Below are 20,530 nucleotides of genomic sequence, written 5' to 3'. Positions count from 1 at the left end.
CTTATCATCTCATATCATTCCACTGACGGAAATATCTTTTTGCAAATATATGTGAAGGAATTTGTAAATACAAAAGAAAGCCAGCCCCCCTTTTTTGCCCCTATTCTTACCTTTGTGATGCCAGGGCTTGAATAGCCACAACAATCTCAGGGTTCACAAGGGCAGACAAATCTCCGGGATCCTTTCCTAAAAATGCTGCTTTAATAACGCGCCGCATCACTTTTGCATTACGTGTTTTTGGCAAATCAGCAATACAATGAATAGCTTTTGGGCAAAGTGCCTTACCAATATGGGTGCTGATAAGAGACATAAGCTCTTCCTGTAGTTCCCCTGTGTAAGAAACTCCTTCGCGCAGCACTACAAAGCAATGACTCACTTCTCCCTTCCTTTCATCTGGTACCCCAATTGCTGCCGCCTCTACTACATCGGCGTGCTGCACGAGAATGGACTCATACTCCGCTGGTCCGATTCGTTTTCCAGCGATATTCAGCGTATCATCCGAACGACCGGTAATGATATACTGTGCTCCGTCATACTTTACCCAGTCCCCATGTACCCATTTATTTTCGTACCGAGACCAATACGTACGAATATACCGCTCATCATCTTCCCAAAAGCTCTTTGTCATGCCTACCCACGGCTTTTCCAGACAAAGCTCCCCCACCTCACCGACAAGCGGGCGACCTTCTCCGTCTAATACAACAGCTGCCATTCCGGGGAGAGGCGAGTTAAAGCTGATTGGTGCAATCGGTTTTACAAGAACATTGCCGAAAATACCGCCAGAGATTTCCGTTCCGCCAGAATAATTACAAATCGGAATCTTCCCTTTTCCAACAGTATAAAATAACCAAAGCCAAGGAGCTGTATTCCACGGTTCTCCTGTAGAAGCGATTACCTGCAAGCTTGCTAGAGAATGCTTCACGACCCATTTATCTCCCTTTGCCATAAGAGAGCGGATTAACGTGGGAGAAATACCTAAATGCGTAATTTGATAGCGGTCTGTCATTCCCCATAGGCGATCTGCCGGAGCATCCGGCACTCCATCGTACATCACCATTGTCGCCCCATTTATAAGTGAACCAAACAGCAGAAAAGGCCCCATCATCCATCCCATATCTGTTACCCACATGAGACGATCTCTTTTTTGAACATTCATGCCAAATGCAGCATCAAAGGAAGCCTTTAACGGAAATCCTGTATGTGTATGCACAGTCCCTTTCGGTTTACCGGTTGTGCCTGATGTATAAATAAGCATAAGCGGATCATCGCTCTTCATCTCAAGCGGCTTACGTAAAGGCTTTGCGTTCTCTAATTGATCCCATAATAGATCATAGCTTTTGGGCGCAAACACATTACCTGCATACCGAACAACAACAACCTTCTCTACAGTCGCACATTGCTCACAAACACGATCCACCTCATCCTTTAATGCAACCACTTTTCCTCGCCGCATAAAGCCATCTACTGTTACAATCATCTTCGACTTTGATGCCTGTACGCGTGCCGCTGCTGCCGTCGCCGCAAATCCCGAGAAAATCGGAGACACAATTGCCCCAATTTTCATAGCTGCCAACATCACAACAGCTGTTTCTGGAATCATCGGCATGTAAATGGTAATACGATCTCCCTTTTGAATTCCTTGCTGCTGCAGGCCGCCGGCAACGCAGCTCACCCATTCATTCAGCTCCTCATATGTAACAGTCCTACTCGCCCCGCCTTCCCCTTCCCAAATGATCGCAGGTTCTGTTCTCATTCCTTCTTCTTTTACCCAGCGTTCGAGTGCAGATGCTATAACATTACACGTACCGTTTACATACCAGTTTGGGAATGGGATGCCGTTTTCTAAATTCAGCACCTCGGTATAAGGTTTCATCCACTGGTAACCGACCGCACGCTCCGCTTCCTCCCAAAACCAAGAAATATCCTCAATCGATTTTTTATAAAATGCCTCATAATCAGTAAATCCAAGTGAAGTCATCCATTGGTGTAAACGAGTGGATGTCTTATATTCTTCTGCCGGGAACCAAACAGCTTTATCCATCCTTCTTCCTCCCTTTTGAAAAAGCAAGTCCTGAGAAAGGACTTGCTTACACTGGATATACCGGATGCTTACGTTCTGTAAATACTTGATATTTGCTCCTATATACATCCAAACGGCGAATAAGCTCTTCACGCAGCTGATTGGGATGCACAATACTGTCAATGACCAGCTCGGATGCCAAATGATAAATATCAATATCTTTTTTATACTCTTCTCGTTTTGCTTCAACAAAGGCTGCTCGTTCTTCCTCTCGAAGAGCAGCAATCTTATTTGCATATACAGCGTTCACAGCAGCTTCCGGCCCCATTACGGCAATAGATGCTGTCGGAAGAGCCAAACAGCAATCTGGCTCAAATGCAGGACCCGCCATCGCATACAAGCCCGCTCCATATGCTTTACGGACAATGACTGAAATTTTTGGCACTGTTGCCTCGCTCATAGCGGCAATCATTTTTGCACCGTGACGGATAATACCAGCTCTCTCCACCTTTGTGCCAATCATAAAGCCCGGTACATCAGCCAGAAATAAAAGAGGTATATGAAATGCATCGCAAAGCGTAATAAATTTAGCGGCCTTATCTGCAGAATCTTGAAATAGCACGCCCCCCTTTATGCGAGGCTGATTCGCCACAATCCCGATTGGGTTTCCATTAATTCGTGCTAAACCTGTGATAAGCTCCTGCGCAAACAGCTTTTTGATTTCAAAAAATGTATCTTCATCTATAATACGGTGAATGAGGTCCATCATATTGAAGGGAGCATTTTGGTTTTGCGGAATGATTTGTTCAAGAGTTTTTTCAAACACTTTCGAATCCCGGGGAGATGCTGATGGTGCCGTTTCTAAATAATTACTTGGGAAATACGTAACATACTGGCGAGCGAGTGATAGTGCTTCTTCTTCCGTTTTGCATAACACATCACCGCAGCCAGACACGGAGCAGTGCATACGTGCACCTCCCATTTCTTCAAGCGTTACTTTTTCACCGATAACCATTTCAGCCATACGCGGAGATCCAAGGTACATCGATGCATTGCCTTCGACCATCATGACAACATCGCAGAACGCAGGGATATATGCGCCTCCTGCTGCAGATGGACCAAATAACAAGCAAACTTGCGGCACTTTGCCTGATAGCTTTACCTGATTGTAGAAAATGCGTCCTGCACCGCGCCTGCCAGGGAACATCTCGACTTGATCCGTAATACGTGCCCCCGCAGAATCAACTAAATAAAAAAGCGGCACTCGCAGCTTCTCCGCTGTTTCTTGAATGCGCAAGATTTTTTCCACTGTGCGCGCTCCCCAAGAACCTGCTTTTACAGTGGAGTCGTTTGCCATCACACAAACAGTACGACCATGAATTTTTCCAATCGCCGTGACAACACCGTCTGCTGGAAGATCTCCGCTATCGCAGTTCGCAAACATCGCATCTTCTGTAAAATCTTGATCATCAAACAATAACGCAAGACGATCGCGAACAAACAGCTTTCCCTTCGCCTTATTTTGTTCATGATACTTGCTTGCACCGCCTTGCTTCGTTTTCTCTATTCGTTCTTCCAACGACATTTGCTTTTGCTGCTCCAGCATGTTCTACTCCCCCTTATACACCGGTTTTCGCTTCTCCTTAAATGCCTGCAGCCCCTCCACTCGATCCTTTGTTCCAATTACTTCTTCATACGCCTCTCGTTCCATTTCCAATCCAGACTGTAAATCCGTTTCTATTCCTTGGGAAATCGCACGTTTCGCCATTTTGACAGCAATCGGGCCATTAGCAACAATTCTTTTGGCGATTTCCATTGCTTTTTGCTCAAGCTTTGCCAAAGATACTACATGCTCTACCAATCCATATTGATACGCTTCTTCTGCGGATATTCTTCTCGCTGTATAAATAAGCTCCTTCGCACGACCAAGCCCGATTAAACGCGGCAGGCGCTGCGTTCCCCCAGCCCCTGGAATAATAGCCAATGAGGTTTCTGTAAGTCCGAGGGCAGCAGTATCAGAGGCAATACGAATATCGCATGCAAGAGCTAATTCCATCCCGCCGCCTAATGCAATTCCATTGATTGCTGCGATAACAGGCTGCGGAAGCAAATCGACCATGTTAATGGAAGAACGGATCATCGAAACTGCCTGACGCACCTGTTCTTCATTCATTTCAGCTCTTTCTTTTAAATCTGCGCCAGCGCAAAATACTTTTTCTCCTGCCCCTGTTATAATAACAACCCGAACGCTCTGATCTTCTTTTACCTGCCCAAAAGCAGCTTGCAGCTCTTCTAATAGGGCGATCGACAGCGCATTGGCCTGTTGCGGCCGGTTAAGAGTAATCGTTGCGATATGAGGTGAAGTGTAATCTAAACGAATATGCTGCCACACTAGCATTTTATCACCTGCCTATTCAAGCTCTGCTAACACATCGCCTTCATTCACAAACTCCCCTTCGGCTGCAAGTAATGTAACCAGCCTGCCGGATTGCTCTGCAGCAACCGGAATTTCCATTTTCATAGATTCAAGGATGATAATATCTTGTCCTTCCTCGACTCCCTCACCGATCTTCACAAGAATTTTCCATACACTCCCTGCCATTGGTGCATATACCTTCGCCATACTATACGCCCCCTCTTAAACTGAAAATGAGCTTTGCCACTCCGCATGCAGATAGAGCGGTCCAATGGATTTATTTTTTTATGAGCTGCATAGAAACAAAGTTTGTTGTATATATTCCGCTTTTAAACACCTCATCCTGCAAAACTTGTAAGAGCATCGGAATATTTGTTTTAATTCCCTCTATTTTTGTTGCCTCGAGCGCTTCTCGCAGACGCCGCATCGCCTCTTCCCGATTTGCGCCATGCGCAATTACCTTTGCCACCATCGGGTCGTAAAATGGTGTAATCATCATCCCTCCTTCTAGAAAGTGATCAATACGAATAGAGGGAGGAAGCTGAATATGATGAATTTTACCAGGTGAGGGGAAAAATGTCTTTGGGTCTTCTGCATATATACGTGCCTCAATCGCATGACCATTTCTTTCTACTTCATTCTGCGTAAATGATAAGGCTTCTCCATAAGCAATACGAATCTGCTGCTCAACAAGGTCCAAACCCGTAATTTCTTCCGTTATCGGATGTTCCACCTGCAGACGCGTATTCATTTCAAGAAAATAAAAGTTTTCATGTTCATCGACTAAAAATTCAATTGTACCTGCGTTTTTATAGCCGATTGCCTTTGCGGCCATTACAGCTGTCTCCCCCATCTTATGCCGCGTTGGCTCGCTGACAAATGGAGATGGAGCTTCCTCTATCACCTTTTGGTTACGGCGCTGTACCGAGCATTCGCGCTCCCATAGGTACACAGTATTCCCGAGTGAATCCGCTAATACTTGAATTTCAATATGATGCGCATTTGTTACAAGCTTTTCCATATACATTTCATCGTTTCCAAAGAAATTCCTTGCGCGTGTTTGATTATTTGCAAACGCCTGGATTAGCATTGGTTCATTATCTACAACCTGCATTCCAATCCCCCCACCGCCGGCAGATGCCTTTAGCATAAGAGGATACCCGATTGATTTTGCAATTTCTTTTGCTTCCTCCACCGTAGGAATGGGAGCTGAAATACCCGGTACAACAGGAACACCGGCCTGTATCATCATTTTGCGTGACTCAATTTTATTTCCCATCTTTGCTATAACATCAGCATTAGGACCAATGAAGATAATTCCCTCCTCCTCACAGCGCGTTGCAAAGATCGAGTTTTCCGATAACAGGCCATAGCCGGGATGAATCGCCTCAACCTTCGTTTTTTTTGCAATCTCAATGATTTTTTCAAGATTTAAATAACTCTCATGTACACGCGCCCCTCCGATTTCATATGCTTCATCTGCCAGCTTCACATGCATAGCGGATGCATCTGCCTCTGAATAAACGGCAACGGTTTGAATACCGAGACGCTTGCATGTTTTGATAATGCGAACAGCAATTTCACCTCGGTTAGCAATGAGAAGCTTAGAAAACATCTGTATCCCTCCTACCGACACCCGAGATGCCTTGCAATTACCAAACGTTGGATTTCCGAAGTTCCTTCTCCAATTTCCAATAACTTAGCATCACGCATATGGCGTTCTACTTCGTACTCCTTCATGTAACCGTATCCGCCATGAATTTGTACCGCTTGACTCGCGACTCGACTGGCAGTTTCCGATGCGAAAAGCTTTGCCATAGCTGCTTCTTTTCCGAACAGCTTATTACGATCCTTCAGCCAAGCTGCCTTATGCACCATATTGCGGGCAAGTTCAATTTCCATTGCCATATCCGCCAGCTTAAATTGAATCGCCTGAAACGTTGAAATGCTTTTTCCGAACTGCTTTCGCTCCTTCGCATATTGGAGTGCCCTGTCAAAGGATGATTGTGCGATGCCGACAGCCAATGCAGCAATTGAAATACGGCCGCCATCCAGCGTATACAAAAATTGGCTGAAACCCTTTAATGGATCTCCTAGTATGTTTTCCTTTGGTACACGTACATTGTCAAGAATAATTTCACAAGTATTAGAAGCACGAACCCCCATTTTGTCATACGGACTTGAGATCTTTAACCCCTCGCTATCCGTCGGCACAATAAAGGCGGAAATCCGTTTCTTTCCACGTTCATCCACACTGCTGACAGCGGTTACAATGACAGTCCCAGCATACTCCGCATTCGTAATCCAGCACTTCTCTCCGTTAATTACATATTCATCACCATCAAGAATCGCTCTCGTTTGTGTCCCTCCTGCATCCGATCCAGCATTAGGCTCTGTCAATCCAAATGCACCCAAGGTTTTGCCTGATGCCATTGGAACAAGATACCTTTGTTTTTGCTCCTCAGTACCAAAATAATAAATCGGGGCGGCTCCGAGGGAAATCGTAGCGGCATAGCTGAGTCCTGTACCGCCGCAGGCACGCCCAATTTCTTCCACTGCAAGAGCATAAGAAAGCGTATCTCCGCCAGAACCACCATATTCTTCCGGAAAGGGAATTCCCAGCAGCCCAAGCTCACCCATCTTTTGAAACATTTCTTGAGGAAACTTACCCGTTTGATCATAATATACCGCTTTTGGCGCAATCTCCTTTGCCGCAAAATCACGAACCATATCTTGAATCATTTGCTGCTCACGTGTTAATGCAAAATCCATTGTTTCACACCCCTTATCATTTCTGCATAACAGCATATGATAACGAACTCCAAAACAAGGTAATTTGACAAAAAGTGTCCTTATTTTATTGTAAAGCGTATGCTAGTACAATAGTCTAAAAAAAATCCTACATTGTTCTACAACAATACAGGATAACTTAAGGCGAGTTTTCTTTATTTAGTAGTCACGTCCTTTCCCGGAGTCAGTAATTTCCACCAACGCCTCAGGATACGGCTCGAAGTATGTTTGTCTAAGTAAATACTCCTTTTCAAAACGAATAGCCCACGACCGCAGCAAAGTCAGTATGCTGCTCAGCGGGATTTTCTTCTCCTGATACTTTTGAAGAAGTGACAGAAAATGCTCCTTTTCCTCTTTCTTAAGCAAGTCTTTAAAATACCCAAAAATGTGCTGACAAACATTAATATTAGACGTATAACGTGCTGCTCGCTTCAATAGCTCATACAAAGCCTGTTCATAAGCGGCAAATACATCTGCCATTGTACGGTTCTCATGGTTTGCGACAATTCTCCCCATCTCCCTTAGCTTCGTTTGGTTATATGCCATAAACAGATATTTCTGATCTGTATGAAACTGCACAAGCTGCCTCATATTTAGCTGTGATTTCACGGCTTTAAATTCAGTAATGGCAAACAACTTCGTAAAAAAATGATCGCGGAGTGCAAAGTTTTTTAAACGTCCCTCCTCCTCGACAGCAAGATGACCAAATAGATCTATAACCTTTCCACCGAACAAGCCGCTGCCTTTGCCGCAAACGGGTGATTTATTGTTACCAGCATATATTTTCACATCGCGTATGCCGCAGCTCGGGGAACGATTTTTTAAAAGAAAACCATCTACATCTGGCAAGGAACCTAAAAACTGTTCTATAAACTGATGCATTCGGTCGGTCACATCCTCTCCCGTTGACGGTTGCACAAGCCGATGCATCCCATCCTTCTCTACAACACGAATAGTTTCCCGCGGTGTTCCGAGGCCAATTTCTACCTCCGGACAAACAGGGATAAACCGCACATACGGCATTAGGTTTTTTACAATCGGATCTGAAATGACATCACCGTTATAACGACACGCATCAAATTCTAGACACTTACTCACCACAACTGTCGGTTTAGCAAAAATTCTCATAATTCCCTCCGAGACATAACTCCGTACATTAATATAATTTCTTTGTCGCCTATCATAGTGATTTCAGACTAAGGATTTATGAATACGCATACAAACTGCGCAGATATGATTAGGATAATATATTATACCGATACTATCATACATATATGTAAGATATAAACCAAAACGCTTATCGCACTTTGTATATCAAAACAAAAGGAATAGCAGAACGCTATTCCTTCTTATCGCTCGGAAATACAACTCCAATTTGTTTTCGGGCTTCATCAATAATTTCCATGACAGCCAATGAATTGGCATAAGAATTTGTAGGAGATTCTAACTGCCCTTTTTGAATTAATTCAATAAACTCCTTTGCCTCATAAAACATTGAATCACTTCTTTGCGGCTGTGTAATATCCTCTATCGTTCCATTCCGATAATAAATTTCCACTTGTTCTGGTGTATTCACCTTATCTATTCTTATATTTCCTTCTTCCCCTTGTATCTCGAAAGGAATGCCCGAATTTGTGATCTTAGAATACATAATGACCGCTTCCATCTCTTCATATTTCAGCAGAATGCTGCCTTCCCCATCAACACCGGATTCAAGAAGCAGCCCGTTTGCCTGCACCCCAAGCGGTTTACCGAATAACACAACAAGCGGATATATGCAGTAAATACCAATATCCATTAAAGCACCATTTGAGAATGCTGGATTAAAGGCATTCAATACAACACCCTCCTTATATGCATCATAACGAGAGGAGTATTGGCAATAGCTCGCCACATACCTGCGAATCTTCCCGATTGTATGTACATGCTGCTGCACGCTTTTAAAATTTGGAACAAGGGTAGATTTTAACGCCTCCATAAGAAGTACGTTATTTTCCTTTGCCGCTTGAATCATATCTTTTACTTCAGAAGCGTTCGACGCGAGCGGCTTTTCACATAACACATGCTTGCCGTGATTCATGAAAAGAATAGCTTGCTCTGCATGAAATGAGTTAGGGCTAGCGATATATACCGCATCAATTTCTTTGCTTTTTGCCATGCTTTCCAAATCAGTAAATGTCAATGCCACTCCATACTTTGCGGCAAATTCTGTTGCCCGCTCGTTCGTTCTGGAATACACGGCAGCTAAAGAAAAATCGTCTAACTGACTTGCCGCTTGTATAAACGACTCCGTGATCCAATTTGTACCAATTACCCCGAATCGTACCATATCCTTATCTCCTTTAGCCGTACTTGTAAAAATGCCTCCATATTCGTGTGGAGAAAGCACTTTCTTCCAAGTAATGTTATTCTTTGTTATTGTACTTGTTTACGTATCATTTCTCCACAAAATTTCACTGTTTTATCTGCTATAAAATAATCTACACAACATCAAGAAGAAAATTGCGCTTACGGAGAATACTTCCATATTTTACGCCATCCTTACCTGACAAACTTATATACAATTGACAAATACTATTACAGGGTGATAAACATGGGAAGCAATCAAGATCCATTTGTAAAGAAAAAGCAAAATGCAAACGGGAAATATGATAAAAAACGATGACTATCGATGATAATGACAATTTCGTTCCAAACACACCTACAAACAGTGAAATTCTCCGTTCAGGGAGAAATCGAAAGTAAAGCAATACGTTAGGGGGATTCACATGAAAACGAGCATAACTTGGACGGGACAAATGTCTTTCTCTGGTACCGCTCCATCAGGACATGAAATTAAAATGGATGCGGCAGCTGAAATAGGCGGACAAAACAGCGGTCCGCGACCTACAGAGCTTCTTTTACATGCAGCAGCCGGCTGCACGGGTATTGATATTATTTCCATTTTACAAAAAATGCGTCTCAATCCCAGCTCCTTCCGTATAGAAGTAGATGGTACACGAGCAGATGAGCACCCAAAACGCTTTACAAGCATTCATATTTTATATGCGCTCGAAGGAGATCTTCCAGAGGAAAAAGTAGTGCGAGCCATTACGTTATCAAAGGATAAATATTGCTCTGTTTCACATTCACTTAATGCCGATATTTCGGTTAGCTATTCAATAAACGGCATTGCAGGATCACAGCTGATCCGGTAGTGAATAAGAGGCCGCCTTTGCCTGCGAAGGTGGACAGTTCTTCCTCCGAACGATGAGGTGTTTTTGCCTCATTGGTCGGAGATCTTTTCTTCACAGTAAGCAGACAGGCGAAGCTAGATAATGCCCCAAAAGGAATGCCTCTTATTCCGTACTTTTCCATAACGGAATTCACCAGTTTATGGTATTATTTTATATAATCACATATCGCAGCTATCATTCAAACTAAAAAAGCAGGTGAATTTCGTATGAGAAGATGGATATCGATAACAGAAAAGCGCAATTTCTTGAAATGGTTTTTAGACAATCATCGGCTGAAATCTACGGACGCACGCAAAATACTGGAGTTCATCATACACCGTCCTCATATTTTGGAGAATCTCTCCTTCGTTGATAAAATAAAGCCTCGCGAAAAAACAATCGTTGTTTCAAGCCTTCAGTCGGATGAAAGCGGATTCGTCTTTTACGATCGGTATCAAAAAATAGAAGATGTGTCACATGCTTTACATGACTTAATGCTTAATCCGTCCGAGAAAGTGAATCTCATTTTAAACTTTTACGGAAAAATGTTAAACCATCGTTACTTACAAATACTAGATTCTCCTGAATCCGATTCCATTCTTTTGTACGAGCAATCAGAACGTCATGCGAAAGCGGCTGAAGCCATCATCGAAAAGATTTCACAAGAGCAGGAAATAGAGCGAATTAAACGGCAGATTGACGAAGCCTTAGACAAAAATGATAAATTGCTATTTGAACAGCTGGTGTCAAAACTTCAGGAACTAAACCAAAAGAGAACTGGATAAAAAACAAAAAGGCGCACAGATAACTGTTCGCCTTTTTGTTTTCTTATTTATTGTTAAGCTCATCAAGAATTGAATACAATTCCTCTAGATGCTGAATTTCATAACTAGGTATTACTTCGTTTCTCTCTTTATCATGGCGATTAATCCAAACAGACGTAATGCCGACGCGGGACGCTCCAAGAATATCCGTCATTAAATTATCACCAACCATAATTACCTCGTCTTTTTGAAGAGACATTAATTCTAAGGCATGCTCAAAAATGGACGGATCTGGCTTACCTCTTCCAAATGCACCAGAAATTACGATATGATCGAAATAAGGAACTAGCTCAGGCGTAATATCAAGCTTTGTATTTTGTAAATCCGGTGAGCCATTTGTTAACAGCAGCAGCTGATATTTCCCCTTCAACTCGTCCAACACTTGGAAAGTTTCCTCATACACAAATGGGCTCTTGCGGCGCTCAGCAGGGAACAACTCCGCTAACTCTTCACCAAATGCAGGATCTTCAATTCCAAATGCTTGAAGGCCTTTCGTCCACGCATCTTTTCGGTATGTTGGAACAATCTCCTTCATTTTGCGGAAATTATCATCCTCGTCTAGGAAATTCCCCCATAGCCCTTCAAACGGATTAATGCCAATCATTTGCGTAAACTCATACGTTTCATAAGAGGCATATAGTTCTCTTGCTTCCTTACGAACGGCCTCTTCGAACGCCTCGGGATCAATTCCGTATTTTTGCTGCGCCACTCGGCATGTTGCCCTAAAGGCTTCCGCTACGCTCTTTTGATCCCAAAGAAGCGTATCATCAAGGTCGAAAAAGATTGCTTTTATCATCGTCGTATACTCCTCGTCTCTTTCTTTTGTTTATTCTTAAAAGTTTTACGATTCAAACATAAGATTACAAGGAGTTTCGGAATAAGTAAATAGTAACGTTGCATATACATGCAGTTTATAGATAAAAGTCTTTCTCCTCTATGCCTGTATAACAAACCGTGTTTGACTGCAGCCATCTTTCTGCTTCATTACTTCCAAAACTGCCGGAAGCGCATGTTTTAGTTCCTGCACGTGAGATATTACACCAATTAAGACACCCTGACTTTTGTAAATCTATTAACATGTCGATTTCTATCTAAGAAGGCATTCAACGCAAAAAAGAAGAAGTTATTAGGTATTTAAGGTCGCTCGCTGATCAGTTTTTTTCTTATCAAAACCATCGTAAGGTTAAATAACCCGTTCTTTCTGGTATGAATCTGTAATACGAACAGAGCCTTGCTATAAAATAACTGCTCATAATGATATGCTATAGAAATATCATAAAAACAGAATATAAATCACTAATTGGACAAGCATACAAGAAAAATAAAGCACAACTCAATATAATAATATTGCGAAACATATACAAAAAGGAGGTTAATAATTTTTGGACTCATCTTTCTCAGCCCCATTTCCGGCAATGACACAATCCTGTGAGGGAGACCACTGCAAGCAGCACAGAGCAGAAATGGACATTGGGCCCATTTTTGATCAAGCTAGTGAGATTTTTTTTATCTTTAAAAATGAACTTAGAAATTTTTCAGAATCTAGAACTTTATGTATGGCTCAGGGTCTAGGTTGGCGAATTATAACCGTTGAGGAATTAACTCAAATAAGTCATCTATTTATTACACCATCTGGTGAAAAATGCCCTACATTAGTATGGGCACTCAATAATAGAATACCTGCCCTTACCTATGTCACTCCATGTAATGGGAATCCCATACAAATAGTTGAAATATCACCATTAATCTGTCGAGCTTACACAATTTGTGTATTTCAGGAATAGAAAAATATCCTTCCGCTTCCTCTCTATACCATTCGTGTTTAGGGTAGTTTTAGACACGGAATAATTGAGACTAAATCGTAACTAGTGAAAGGAATAAAATTGGTCAAACATTTGAAAATATAGTTGATGCAGTTACAGGTGATGACCAAACCAAAGATCAACAAAGAGGTCGTAACAATAACCGTCGTTAATACTTCAAACATAGATATCGGCCTCCCTTATTCAGACAAAATAAAAATTAGCACCCCATTATTCGGATGCTAATTTTCGCTGCCGTCCTATGAAATTGATAATTCTTTCCTTATACTATCCTTTACTGTTACTAATCCTTCATCAATTTCCTTGATTAGTGACTGGTTTTCCGTTCTGGTCGCCGCATCAGGGTATTCATAGTTTATTAGTAATTTCCCTAGTCTTTCCAACACATTTCCTACGTCCTTAGCTATTTCATCAGCCATATATAACTCGTTTACATATAAATAATTCCTAGCTTCAGCATAACCGCTGCGCGCCTCTTGAAAAGATCTCAATTTCTCATATCCTCTAATTTCCTTTACAGCTTCCTCTCTGTCAACATCCCATTTTTCAACAATTTCATTTATTTTTCTTGCAGGAATCTTTTTTTCTTCTAAATATTTCTTTATATCTTCTGAGTCATAATCTTCAAAAGATACAACTCGGCGCAGTCCCCTAAGGTCAGTTATCTTTCCGTGCGCAATAAGTACCAACTTATATAATTCAGCATAAGTTTCATGCCTTTTAATGGTATAAAGACCAAAATCTTGTATCTTCCTTTGATAATCAAACTTCGTTTGTTCAGTAATTAGCTGAAGATCATGTTTATGATTCTCCATTTTTTCACCGAAATAATTATTTATTTTATCTTTGACCAACGCACGGATCAGATATAAAATTAATCCCAAAATTATAGAAACGCTAGTGATATAACCTAAAATTTCATAAAAATTTTTCATGAACCTAAACCCCTCCTGACAGCTAATTTCGACAAAAGGAGCTGCATTCCTTCAAAATAAAAAAAAAGCACCCTTGAAAGGATGCTATAGTTTAATCATATCTAAATAACTTTCCACTTCCAATTCAGTGTATATAAACTCCCATCGAACTGGATCTTATATTTTTTTCAAGTGCATTCTCTTCAAATGCTGTATCTTGTTCTGTGATAAATGTGAGATTCACATCATACTTACTCCCACGTACTTCCAGAGAGGCAACGTACTATTTCTGAAAAACTCGATGATGTATTTGGAAAATGCGACCGCTAGTGTGACTATGCTCGTATAACAAATCGCGTTTGACTGCAGCCATCTTTCTGCTTTGTTACTTCCAAAACTGCCGGAAGCGCCTGTTTTAGTTCCTGCACGTGAGATATTACACCAATGAGACGCCCTGACTTTTGTAAATCTATTAACGTGTCAATTGCTTTTGCAAGCGATTCTTCATCAAGAGATCCAAAGCCCTCGTCAATAAACATCGTTTCGATGGAGATGCCGCCCTCATAGGATTGAATCACATCTGCCATCCCAAGCGCTAGACAAAGAGAGGCATTGAACTTTTCTCCGCCAGATAATGTTTTTACATCCCGCGTTTGTCCGGTATATGCATCATATACATCTAACCCGAGACCGCTTTGACGAAGCCTCTTTTCTACCCTATCGCTTCTTTTCAAGTAAAATTGGCCGTTTGAAAGCTTGCGAAGCCGCTCGTTTGCTGCCTGCACAATCTGCTCTAAATATTCAATAAGGATATATCGTTCAAAAGAAATCCGGCTTTCATTATCACCTTTGACAACCTCATACAAATCAACGAGTTCCCGAAACATGGTTTCTTCCTCTTGAATCTCCTCATCAATAGTAATAATATTCGCTGCAAGCTGTTTTATATATTGAAGGGTCATAGTTGTATGCTGGCGTTGCTCCTTCGTTTGTTCTACCTGTTGCCGCAGTTCTTCTATCGTATGAAGTAACTCCTCCACATTTGTTTGTTTTTCATTAACCAGCTCACCGCGCAGCTCATCTATTTGTTTGGAAAGCAGTTGTAATGCCGAATAGTAAGACTGAATCGTTTGTTGTAAGAAGAGAATTTGCTCTTGAGATCTTTTCGCAGCTTGATAAGCGGCTTCATCTACAAAACCGGTCCGCTGCAGGCTTGCTGTAAAACGCTCATACCGTTGACTTTTCTGCGCATAGGCTTCCTTAAGATGCCGCTGTGCAGAGCTGTAGTCCGCTTCAATCTGAAACTTCTCCTTTGTTAATTGCTCATACTGCTGCTCCGCTAACTTCCAGTTCTCCTCCAACGTCTGAACCAAGCTCTCTGCTTCCTTGTATTGCTTTTCCCACAAACTCATATTAGCAATATGAGCTGGAATTCTCGTTTGATCATGCTTATAGGAAAGCTGTTCTTGCATGTATGCAAGCTGTATGTCATGCAAATGAGCTTCGAGCTGTCTTTTATCGCGCTGCAGCTTCTCTATATGTTCATCCAGCTCTTGCAGCTGCAGCTTTACATGATTCCGCATAGCTTCCTTTTGCTTCAATCCCTCGATTTTTTCAGACAATTGTGTTCCTTTTTGCATAAGCTTCTCATATTCTTGTGCAGCTTCAGCACAATGATAGCCGCGTTCCTCAATCTCCCTCGCCTTATCTTCGCAGTCTTTCATTCCCGAGCGCCAGATTCCTTCGTATTGAAAATAATCTTTCTCCGCTTGGTCCCGTTTATCACGAAGCTTTTGCAGCTCATCCTTATGCATGATCTGTTCTTGAAATGCCGCTTTATGCGGGTGGGAGGTACTACCGCATACAGGGCAATGACAACCGTCCTCTAGCTGCAAAGCAAGATGCCCAGCCTGTTCCGCAAACCACGCCTTTTCAGCTGCTTCATATTGCTGCTGCCAGTGCGTCGCGATGCTCTTCGCCTGCATTAGATGAGCCTCATGCTCTTTTATATATTGCAAAGCTTCCAAGTATGCTTTGAGTACTTTAAAATCCTCGCGAAGTACCGACCGCTCCTCAAGCATCTCCGCATAATCACGTAACAATTCATCAAGCTCCTGCAGTGTTTGAGCTAGAACCTTCCGACGCCCTAAGCCGCTTTGCTCCTCTTGGATAAGAGCTTGAAACTGTTCCTTCGCCTTTTGCAACTTTTTCTCTGTCTCCTTTAGCTGCAGCTCTTTAGAAGCGAATGTTTCCAAAATAGGCTTTAGCTCTCTCAAAGCCTCTCTGTCCCGCTTTGCTTCTTCACGCAACGGTTCTTTCGCTTTCTCAACTGTATACAATTGCTCAGCCCTTTGAAAACGATGCTCTATCTCTGTTTGTTTTACTTGCAATGCAGCAGCCCTTGTTTCTGCTTGCTGAGTTATGCGAACAGCCTCCTGATATGTATCCTCAAACGGTACGAGACGGTTCGCCTCCTCACCAAGCTGCAGTTCCTGCTGCTTTTGCTCCATAACTTGACGATCGAGAAGCAGCTGTTTATAGTGCTCTTCCTTCATTTGCAAGTCTAGTAATCTATCATTAACTGCTTTAGCCCTGTGGTAGAATGCCTCCTTTTCTGCAAGCACCTTCGCTTGAAGCTCCACCTTCTCCGTCAATGCCGCAAGTAGATCCTGATAAAAGTCCCGCTCTTCCTCTAAGGCCTGCAGTACTTGATAGCTGTTTACACTCTCTTGTTCCGTAAGCTCTTTTAGAAACGACGCCTCGCGTACAGGAAGCTGCATCGCATTACGCATATAGATGTCGCGTTCCTTTCTCTTGCCCTGCAGCTTGTCGTGCAGTACCTTCCTTTTTCCATCCAAGAGCTCCCTCATAAGCTTATAGCGGTCTGTCTTAAAAATACGGCGCAAAATCTCTTCTTTATTTTCTGTTTCAGAGGTAAGCAGTTTACGAAATTCTCCTTGGGGCAGCATAACAATTTGACTAAATTGATGCTTATTTAAACCAAGCAGCTCCTCTACCTTTCGATTGATATCTGTAACGTGGACACGATCCACACATGGTACATGCTCTTCTCCAACAATCTCGTAAAATTCAACTGCTCCGCCCGTTGCTGTTTTATTTCCTTTCTTTTTATGTGCCATTTGCCTCATAATCCGATAAACTCGACCTCTAATAGCAAATGTAAGCTCAACGCTCGTATGTACGTTGTCCTCAGCAAAATGGCTGCGCAGCATTACAGCATCACTTCGCTCTTCACCGCTTGCCTCCCCGTACAGTGCATAGCAAATCGCATCAAAGATCGTTGTTTTTCCGGCACCTGTATTTCCTGAAATGGAAAATAAGCGATGCCCTGCCAACTCGCCAAAATCCACAATCTCCTTACCTTTATATGGACCAAACGCATTCATAATGAGTCGAATCGGTTTCATCGCCGCTCTCCTTCCCGCTCACGCACTTCGTTTAGTACGTCTAAAAAGATTTGCTGCTTTACATCCGATAATTCAGTCCCGCGCATTTCTCTATAAAAGGCCTTTAATAAGGACATATCATCCATTTGATGGCGGAGTGCAGCTACTTCATCAGTATCTGTCTTTTCTGGCCTATGCATGACTCGTTCGACATGCATCGCATTCGGATACACAGTGCGAATTTTCTCCATCGGCTGCAAAACAGGACTCTCATCCAGTAATCTCACAAATACATAATCTTCACAAATGTCATGCCGCAGCAGTTCATCAAGCTTAGCTTCCACAGTTCTCATCTCACGCAGCGGCTTCAACTCCCGCTTTTCTATGGAGATATCCCCTTTTCCATCCAATTCAACAATATAAAAACCCTTTTTATGCTTTTCTTCCGAGATGGAGTATTTCATGGGCGATCCCGCATACCGAATTCTCTCCTCACGTACATAGTGAGCCTGATGTAAATGTCCGAGTGCCGTATAATGAAAATGCTTAAAATAATGACTATTCACATATTCAGCGCCGCCGATTGATAACGGTCTCTCACTTTCGCTCGTATTCTCTTCCATCTCTCCTGATGGCGTTACAAAGGCATGTCCGACAAAAATATGACGTGCTTCCTGATCCATCGTTTCAGAAATAGTATTTACAAGCATACGCATCGCATCATCGTGACTGCGTACATCATCATTTTTCAGCGCATACCGAACAACACTCGGATCTGCATATGGAATTAAATGAATATGAACCTTGCCGTATTCATCCATAAGCTCTACTGGCTCATACGGATATTGAAACTGTCCTACAATATATAATCCTTGGGCCTTCATAAGCTCGCTTCCAAAATGGATCCGATCGGGACTATCATGGTTCCCCGCGATCGCAAGCACCGGTGTTTGTAAATCTATCGTAATGGTTTGCAGCGTCCTATTAAGTAAATCAACAGCTTCAGTCGGGGGAATTGCCCGATCGTACAAATCCCCCGCAATGATAACAGCATCGGGTCTCTCCAACCGGATTGCTTCCACAAACTGACTAAGTACAAACTCTTGATCCTCCGTCATATACACACCGTGAATTAACTTGCCTAGGTGCCAATCTGCCGTATGAAAAAACTTCATGCTTCCTCTCTCCTCATCTTAATTGACAGAATGAAGAGAAACGAGCTGATAACGGAGAATCGTTTTTCCTTCATTCCAAATAATCATTTTCGGTACAGCCTTCCCGACTGCTTCTTTTTCAGTTTTATATATAGGTACTGTTTCATCTAGTGGATATACATGATAACCGTCAAGCTGCAGCTCAAATAAATTATGCTCAGTGTCAACTCGCACTTCTAAATCATGAGAAACAATTTGAGTATGCATTTCAAATTTCATTTGCTTCATCCCCTTTATTTTACAGTGCTTCTTACTAATCTTAGCTTCTCAAAGAACAGATGACAAGATAAGAGAGATGGCCTATGTTTTAAGAATTTTTAAAAATGGATGATATACTCCTATAAAAAAACACCCCCGAAAGGATGCCGTTATTTATTATCTTTATTTTTTTGCCGCCACGCGCCATTGCTTTTGTAATAGGTAGACCGATTTGTTCCCATGAGCTCTTTAATATCTGCCCCGAGCTTCTTCCCTTTATTAGCAGCTTTACGCTGTTTTTTCTGCTTTCGTTTCTCATCCTTCATTTGCTGTAATTCTGCTTTCCACTGCTTAAGTTTAAGTTTGTCATTCACATCCGTACTTCCTCCCTGCACTTGATTATAGGAAGAAAACGTATTTTCTAAAATAGGAAAACATAACTGTTTTTTAGGTAATTATAATACTCAAAATATACGCTATATATGTGAGCAAAATGCTTTTATGCAGAAAATACCTACTTCACTTCAACCATAGGTAGTGCCGTATCCGTTTGTTAGTAAAATACAACTACATGTCACCTCTATTCTTCGTATTCAGTTTGTTTTATTGTAAGCTCCCTCTTGCGCTACTTGCCTTTACAAAATAAAAAGCACCCCGAGGGATGCTTGCTTATCTATAAAGTTTTAGAGCTTTTAGGTCTTTTAAAATTTGATTATACAACACTTCAACGTCTTCTTTAGTACGATCCGTTCCTGCTGCGGCCTCCTTTAGGGTATCAATATTTTCCCGTATCCTCCTCATAGCATTAACAAAGCATTGATCCCTTTCACTTTGTGTAATAACCCATTGTTTTTTCAACCCTACCATCCCCTTCCTTAATTTCATTGTATTTTGACTGCATGGGCGAATTTCCATTTAATTAACGTAATGTTTGTATTAAAATATAAAGAGCTGGCCACGAGCACCGGCAGCCTAAAAGAAATTGATCCATCTTTTTGTTCGGCTGCTGTTCCTGAAATTCAATACTTTTATACGCTCCCTTTCATAAGCAGCCCAAGTAAGCCAACTACTATAGTGCCAATGATAATTTGTTTTGTGAATTTCCCCTTACGCCAACTATTGTGCAAAATAAAAAGCACCCCGAGGGATGCTTCGTCTTCAATATAGTTCTACTTTTCCCGGAAGAACTCCTAATACTTGATCAATGAACAAAGCAAATACATGTGTATTTATAGAAGATCCTCCGCCATGATACTTAATTGTCACATCTTCCAACATTAAAGCTTTATCCGTGTCGTAAAAAGGATTTCCTTCCTCCGCACCCTGGTCCCTCATGTAACGATGTATCGCTGCAGCAACCGAGAATAAATCTACATCTTTCCCTTCTCCTACAGCTTGTTGTATTGCTTCAAGCAAAGATTCTCCACTTTCAGAATTAAGCTCCACTAAATCCACCTGTTTTCCAATAACGTACCCAGTCGTTGTTAAATATGTAATGTAATCAATAGATTCTTCGTCTTTTTTATTGAGCTTTAACATCATATTATGCGCTATAGTCAAAGAATCAATAAATCGGCGCTTAGAATTAAGACCATCCATAAATTGCCGCCTCCTCTTCAGTTTTCTAAAATAAACATAATTCCAACATAGATTAGCATTTCCTTTATTCTTTCTAATCAAACGTAATGCGGGTACATGCCGACGTACTC

Annotated in this window: 18 protein-coding genes; 2 read left to right on the top strand and 16 right to left on the bottom strand. The window is 41.9% G+C overall.

What is annotated here, in order from left to right; translation table 11 throughout:
* Nucleotides 1-106: 106 nt before the first annotated feature.
* The 8 genes from AC6HZ4_RS12805 to AC6HZ4_RS12770 all read right to left on the bottom strand — a co-directional run bounded on the left by AC6HZ4_RS12805 (nt 107) and on the right by AC6HZ4_RS12770 (nt 9,555).
* Nucleotides 107-2,041, bottom strand: coding sequence for an AMP-binding protein (locus AC6HZ4_RS12805; protein WP_497495411.1), 1,935 nt, complete (start codon nt 2,039-2,041; stop codon nt 107-109).
* A gap of 46 nt (nt 2,042-2,087) precedes the next feature.
* Nucleotides 2,088-3,626 (bottom strand): acyl-CoA carboxylase subunit beta, encoded by a 1,539-nt coding sequence (locus tag AC6HZ4_RS12800; protein ID WP_497495410.1) that lies wholly within the window; start codon nt 3,624-3,626, stop codon nt 2,088-2,090.
* Nucleotides 3,627-3,629: 3 nt separating this feature from the next.
* The gene (locus AC6HZ4_RS12795; RefSeq protein ID WP_497495409.1) at nt 3,630-4,418 is read right to left on the bottom strand and encodes an enoyl-CoA hydratase; all 789 of its coding nucleotides are present in this window, start codon (nt 4,416-4,418) and stop codon (nt 3,630-3,632) included.
* Between the two features lie 12 nt (nt 4,419-4,430).
* Complete coding sequence (locus AC6HZ4_RS12790; protein WP_497495408.1) at nt 4,431-4,643, bottom strand: acetyl-CoA carboxylase biotin carboxyl carrier protein subunit; 213 nt, start codon at nt 4,641-4,643, stop codon at nt 4,431-4,433.
* Between the two features lie 70 nt (nt 4,644-4,713).
* On the bottom strand, nt 4,714-6,051 hold the full coding sequence (locus AC6HZ4_RS12785) for an acetyl-CoA carboxylase biotin carboxylase subunit (RefSeq protein ID WP_497495407.1): 1,338 nt from the start codon (nt 6,049-6,051) through the stop codon (nt 4,714-4,716).
* Between the two features lie 11 nt (nt 6,052-6,062).
* Nucleotides 6,063-7,208: an acyl-CoA dehydrogenase gene (locus AC6HZ4_RS12780; protein ID WP_497495406.1), complete on the bottom strand. Its 1,146-nt coding sequence runs from the start codon at nt 7,206-7,208 to the stop codon at nt 6,063-6,065.
* Between the two features lie 177 nt (nt 7,209-7,385).
* Nucleotides 7,386-8,354 carry a YbgA family protein gene (locus AC6HZ4_RS12775; RefSeq protein ID WP_497495405.1) on the bottom strand — a complete coding sequence of 323 codons (969 nt, stop codon included), beginning with the start codon at nt 8,352-8,354 and terminating at the stop codon, nt 7,386-7,388.
* A gap of 211 nt (nt 8,355-8,565) precedes the next feature.
* Nucleotides 8,566-9,555: a Gfo/Idh/MocA family protein gene (locus tag AC6HZ4_RS12770; protein WP_497495404.1), complete on the bottom strand. Its 990-nt coding sequence runs from the start codon at nt 9,553-9,555 to the stop codon at nt 8,566-8,568.
* Between the two features lie 439 nt (nt 9,556-9,994).
* Here AC6HZ4_RS12770 and AC6HZ4_RS12765 point away from each other — a divergent pair, with 439 nt between their 5' ends.
* Both AC6HZ4_RS12765 and AC6HZ4_RS12760 read left to right on the top strand, forming a co-directional pair.
* Nucleotides 9,995-10,423 (top strand): OsmC family protein, encoded by a 429-nt coding sequence (locus AC6HZ4_RS12765; RefSeq protein ID WP_497495403.1) that lies wholly within the window; start codon nt 9,995-9,997, stop codon nt 10,421-10,423.
* Between the two features lie 245 nt (nt 10,424-10,668).
* The gene (locus AC6HZ4_RS12760; RefSeq protein ID WP_497495402.1) at nt 10,669-11,226 is read left to right on the top strand and encodes a YpiB family protein; all 558 of its coding nucleotides are present in this window, start codon (nt 10,669-10,671) and stop codon (nt 11,224-11,226) included.
* Between the two features lie 43 nt (nt 11,227-11,269).
* Here AC6HZ4_RS12760 and AC6HZ4_RS12755 read toward each other — a convergent pair whose 3' ends face one another.
* The 8 genes from AC6HZ4_RS12755 to AC6HZ4_RS12720 form a co-directional block, all read right to left on the bottom strand.
* Nucleotides 11,270-12,061 carry an HAD family hydrolase gene (locus AC6HZ4_RS12755; protein ID WP_497495401.1) on the bottom strand — a complete coding sequence of 264 codons (792 nt, stop codon included), beginning with the start codon at nt 12,059-12,061 and terminating at the stop codon, nt 11,270-11,272.
* A 1,266-nt stretch (nt 12,062-13,327) separates the two neighbouring features.
* Nucleotides 13,328-14,023, bottom strand: a complete 696-nt coding sequence (locus AC6HZ4_RS12750) for a hypothetical protein (protein ID WP_497495400.1) — start codon at nt 14,021-14,023, stop codon at nt 13,328-13,330.
* 314 nt (nt 14,024-14,337) lie between these two features.
* Nucleotides 14,338-17,430 (bottom strand): SbcC/MukB-like Walker B domain-containing protein, encoded by a 3,093-nt coding sequence (locus tag AC6HZ4_RS12745; RefSeq protein ID WP_497495399.1) that lies wholly within the window; start codon nt 17,428-17,430, stop codon nt 14,338-14,340.
* Nucleotides 17,427-18,584: an exonuclease SbcCD subunit D gene (locus AC6HZ4_RS12740; RefSeq protein WP_497495398.1), complete on the bottom strand. Its 1,158-nt coding sequence runs from the start codon at nt 18,582-18,584 to the stop codon at nt 17,427-17,429. The genes AC6HZ4_RS12745 and AC6HZ4_RS12740 overlap by 4 nt, the downstream gene beginning before the upstream one ends.
* An 18-nt stretch (nt 18,585-18,602) precedes the next feature.
* Entirely contained in the window at nt 18,603-18,842 is a 240-nt protein-coding gene (locus AC6HZ4_RS12735; RefSeq protein ID WP_497495396.1) for a DUF2584 family protein, read from the bottom strand.
* A 149-nt stretch (nt 18,843-18,991) separates the two neighbouring features.
* Nucleotides 18,992-19,195 (bottom strand): hypothetical protein, encoded by a 204-nt coding sequence (locus AC6HZ4_RS12730; RefSeq protein ID WP_497495394.1) that lies wholly within the window; start codon nt 19,193-19,195, stop codon nt 18,992-18,994.
* 295 nt (nt 19,196-19,490) lie between these two features.
* Complete coding sequence (locus tag AC6HZ4_RS12725; RefSeq protein WP_497495393.1) at nt 19,491-19,679, bottom strand: hypothetical protein; 189 nt, start codon at nt 19,677-19,679, stop codon at nt 19,491-19,493.
* Nucleotides 19,680-19,979: 300 nt separating this feature from the next.
* A complete protein-coding gene (locus AC6HZ4_RS12720; RefSeq protein WP_497495392.1) occupies nt 19,980-20,420 on the bottom strand; it encodes a hypothetical protein in 441 nt (146 codons plus the stop codon).
* Nucleotides 20,421-20,530: the final 110 nt, after the last annotated feature.

It is taken from the genome of Ectobacillus sp. OTK, from assembly GCF_059698935.1.
Note: the sequence above shows the minus strand (reverse complement) of the source record. Positions and strands in the feature narration are given on the sequence as shown.

Bases quoted from the DNA above. Each gene is read 5' to 3' on its own strand.
- AC6HZ4_RS12805 (WP_497495411.1), bottom strand. From the start codon at position 2,041: ATGGATAAAGCTGTTTGGTTCCCGGCAGAAGAATATAAGACATCCACT.
- AC6HZ4_RS12800 (WP_497495410.1), bottom strand. From the start codon at position 3,626: ATGCTGGAGCAGCAAAAGCAAATGTCGTTGGAAGAACGAATAGAGAAA.
- AC6HZ4_RS12795 (WP_497495409.1), bottom strand. From the start codon at position 4,418: ATGCTAGTGTGGCAGCATATTCGTTTAGATTACACTTCACCTCATATC.
- AC6HZ4_RS12790 (WP_497495408.1), bottom strand. From the start codon at position 4,643: ATGGCGAAGGTATATGCACCAATGGCAGGGAGTGTATGGAAAATTCTT.
- AC6HZ4_RS12785 (WP_497495407.1), bottom strand. From the start codon at position 6,051: ATGTTTTCTAAGCTTCTCATTGCTAACCGAGGTGAAATTGCTGTTCGC.
- AC6HZ4_RS12780 (WP_497495406.1), bottom strand. From the start codon at position 7,208: ATGGATTTTGCATTAACACGTGAGCAGCAAATGATTCAAGATATGGTT.
- AC6HZ4_RS12775 (WP_497495405.1), bottom strand. From the start codon at position 8,354: ATGAGAATTTTTGCTAAACCGACAGTTGTGGTGAGTAAGTGTCTAGAA.
- AC6HZ4_RS12770 (WP_497495404.1), bottom strand. From the start codon at position 9,555: ATGGTACGATTCGGGGTAATTGGTACAAATTGGATCACGGAGTCGTTT.
- AC6HZ4_RS12765 (WP_497495403.1), top strand. From the start codon at position 9,995: ATGAAAACGAGCATAACTTGGACGGGACAAATGTCTTTCTCTGGTACC.
- AC6HZ4_RS12760 (WP_497495402.1), top strand. From the start codon at position 10,669: ATGAGAAGATGGATATCGATAACAGAAAAGCGCAATTTCTTGAAATGG.
- AC6HZ4_RS12755 (WP_497495401.1), bottom strand. From the start codon at position 12,061: ATGATAAAAGCAATCTTTTTCGACCTTGATGATACGCTTCTTTGGGAT.
- AC6HZ4_RS12750 (WP_497495400.1), bottom strand. From the start codon at position 14,023: ATGAAAAATTTTTATGAAATTTTAGGTTATATCACTAGCGTTTCTATA.
- AC6HZ4_RS12745 (WP_497495399.1), bottom strand. From the start codon at position 17,430: ATGAAACCGATTCGACTCATTATGAATGCGTTTGGTCCATATAAAGGT.
- AC6HZ4_RS12740 (WP_497495398.1), bottom strand. From the start codon at position 18,584: ATGAAGTTTTTTCATACGGCAGATTGGCACCTAGGCAAGTTAATTCAC.
- AC6HZ4_RS12735 (WP_497495396.1), bottom strand. From the start codon at position 18,842: ATGAAATTTGAAATGCATACTCAAATTGTTTCTCATGATTTAGAAGTG.
- AC6HZ4_RS12720 (WP_497495392.1), bottom strand. From the start codon at position 20,420: ATGGATGGTCTTAATTCTAAGCGCCGATTTATTGATTCTTTGACTATA.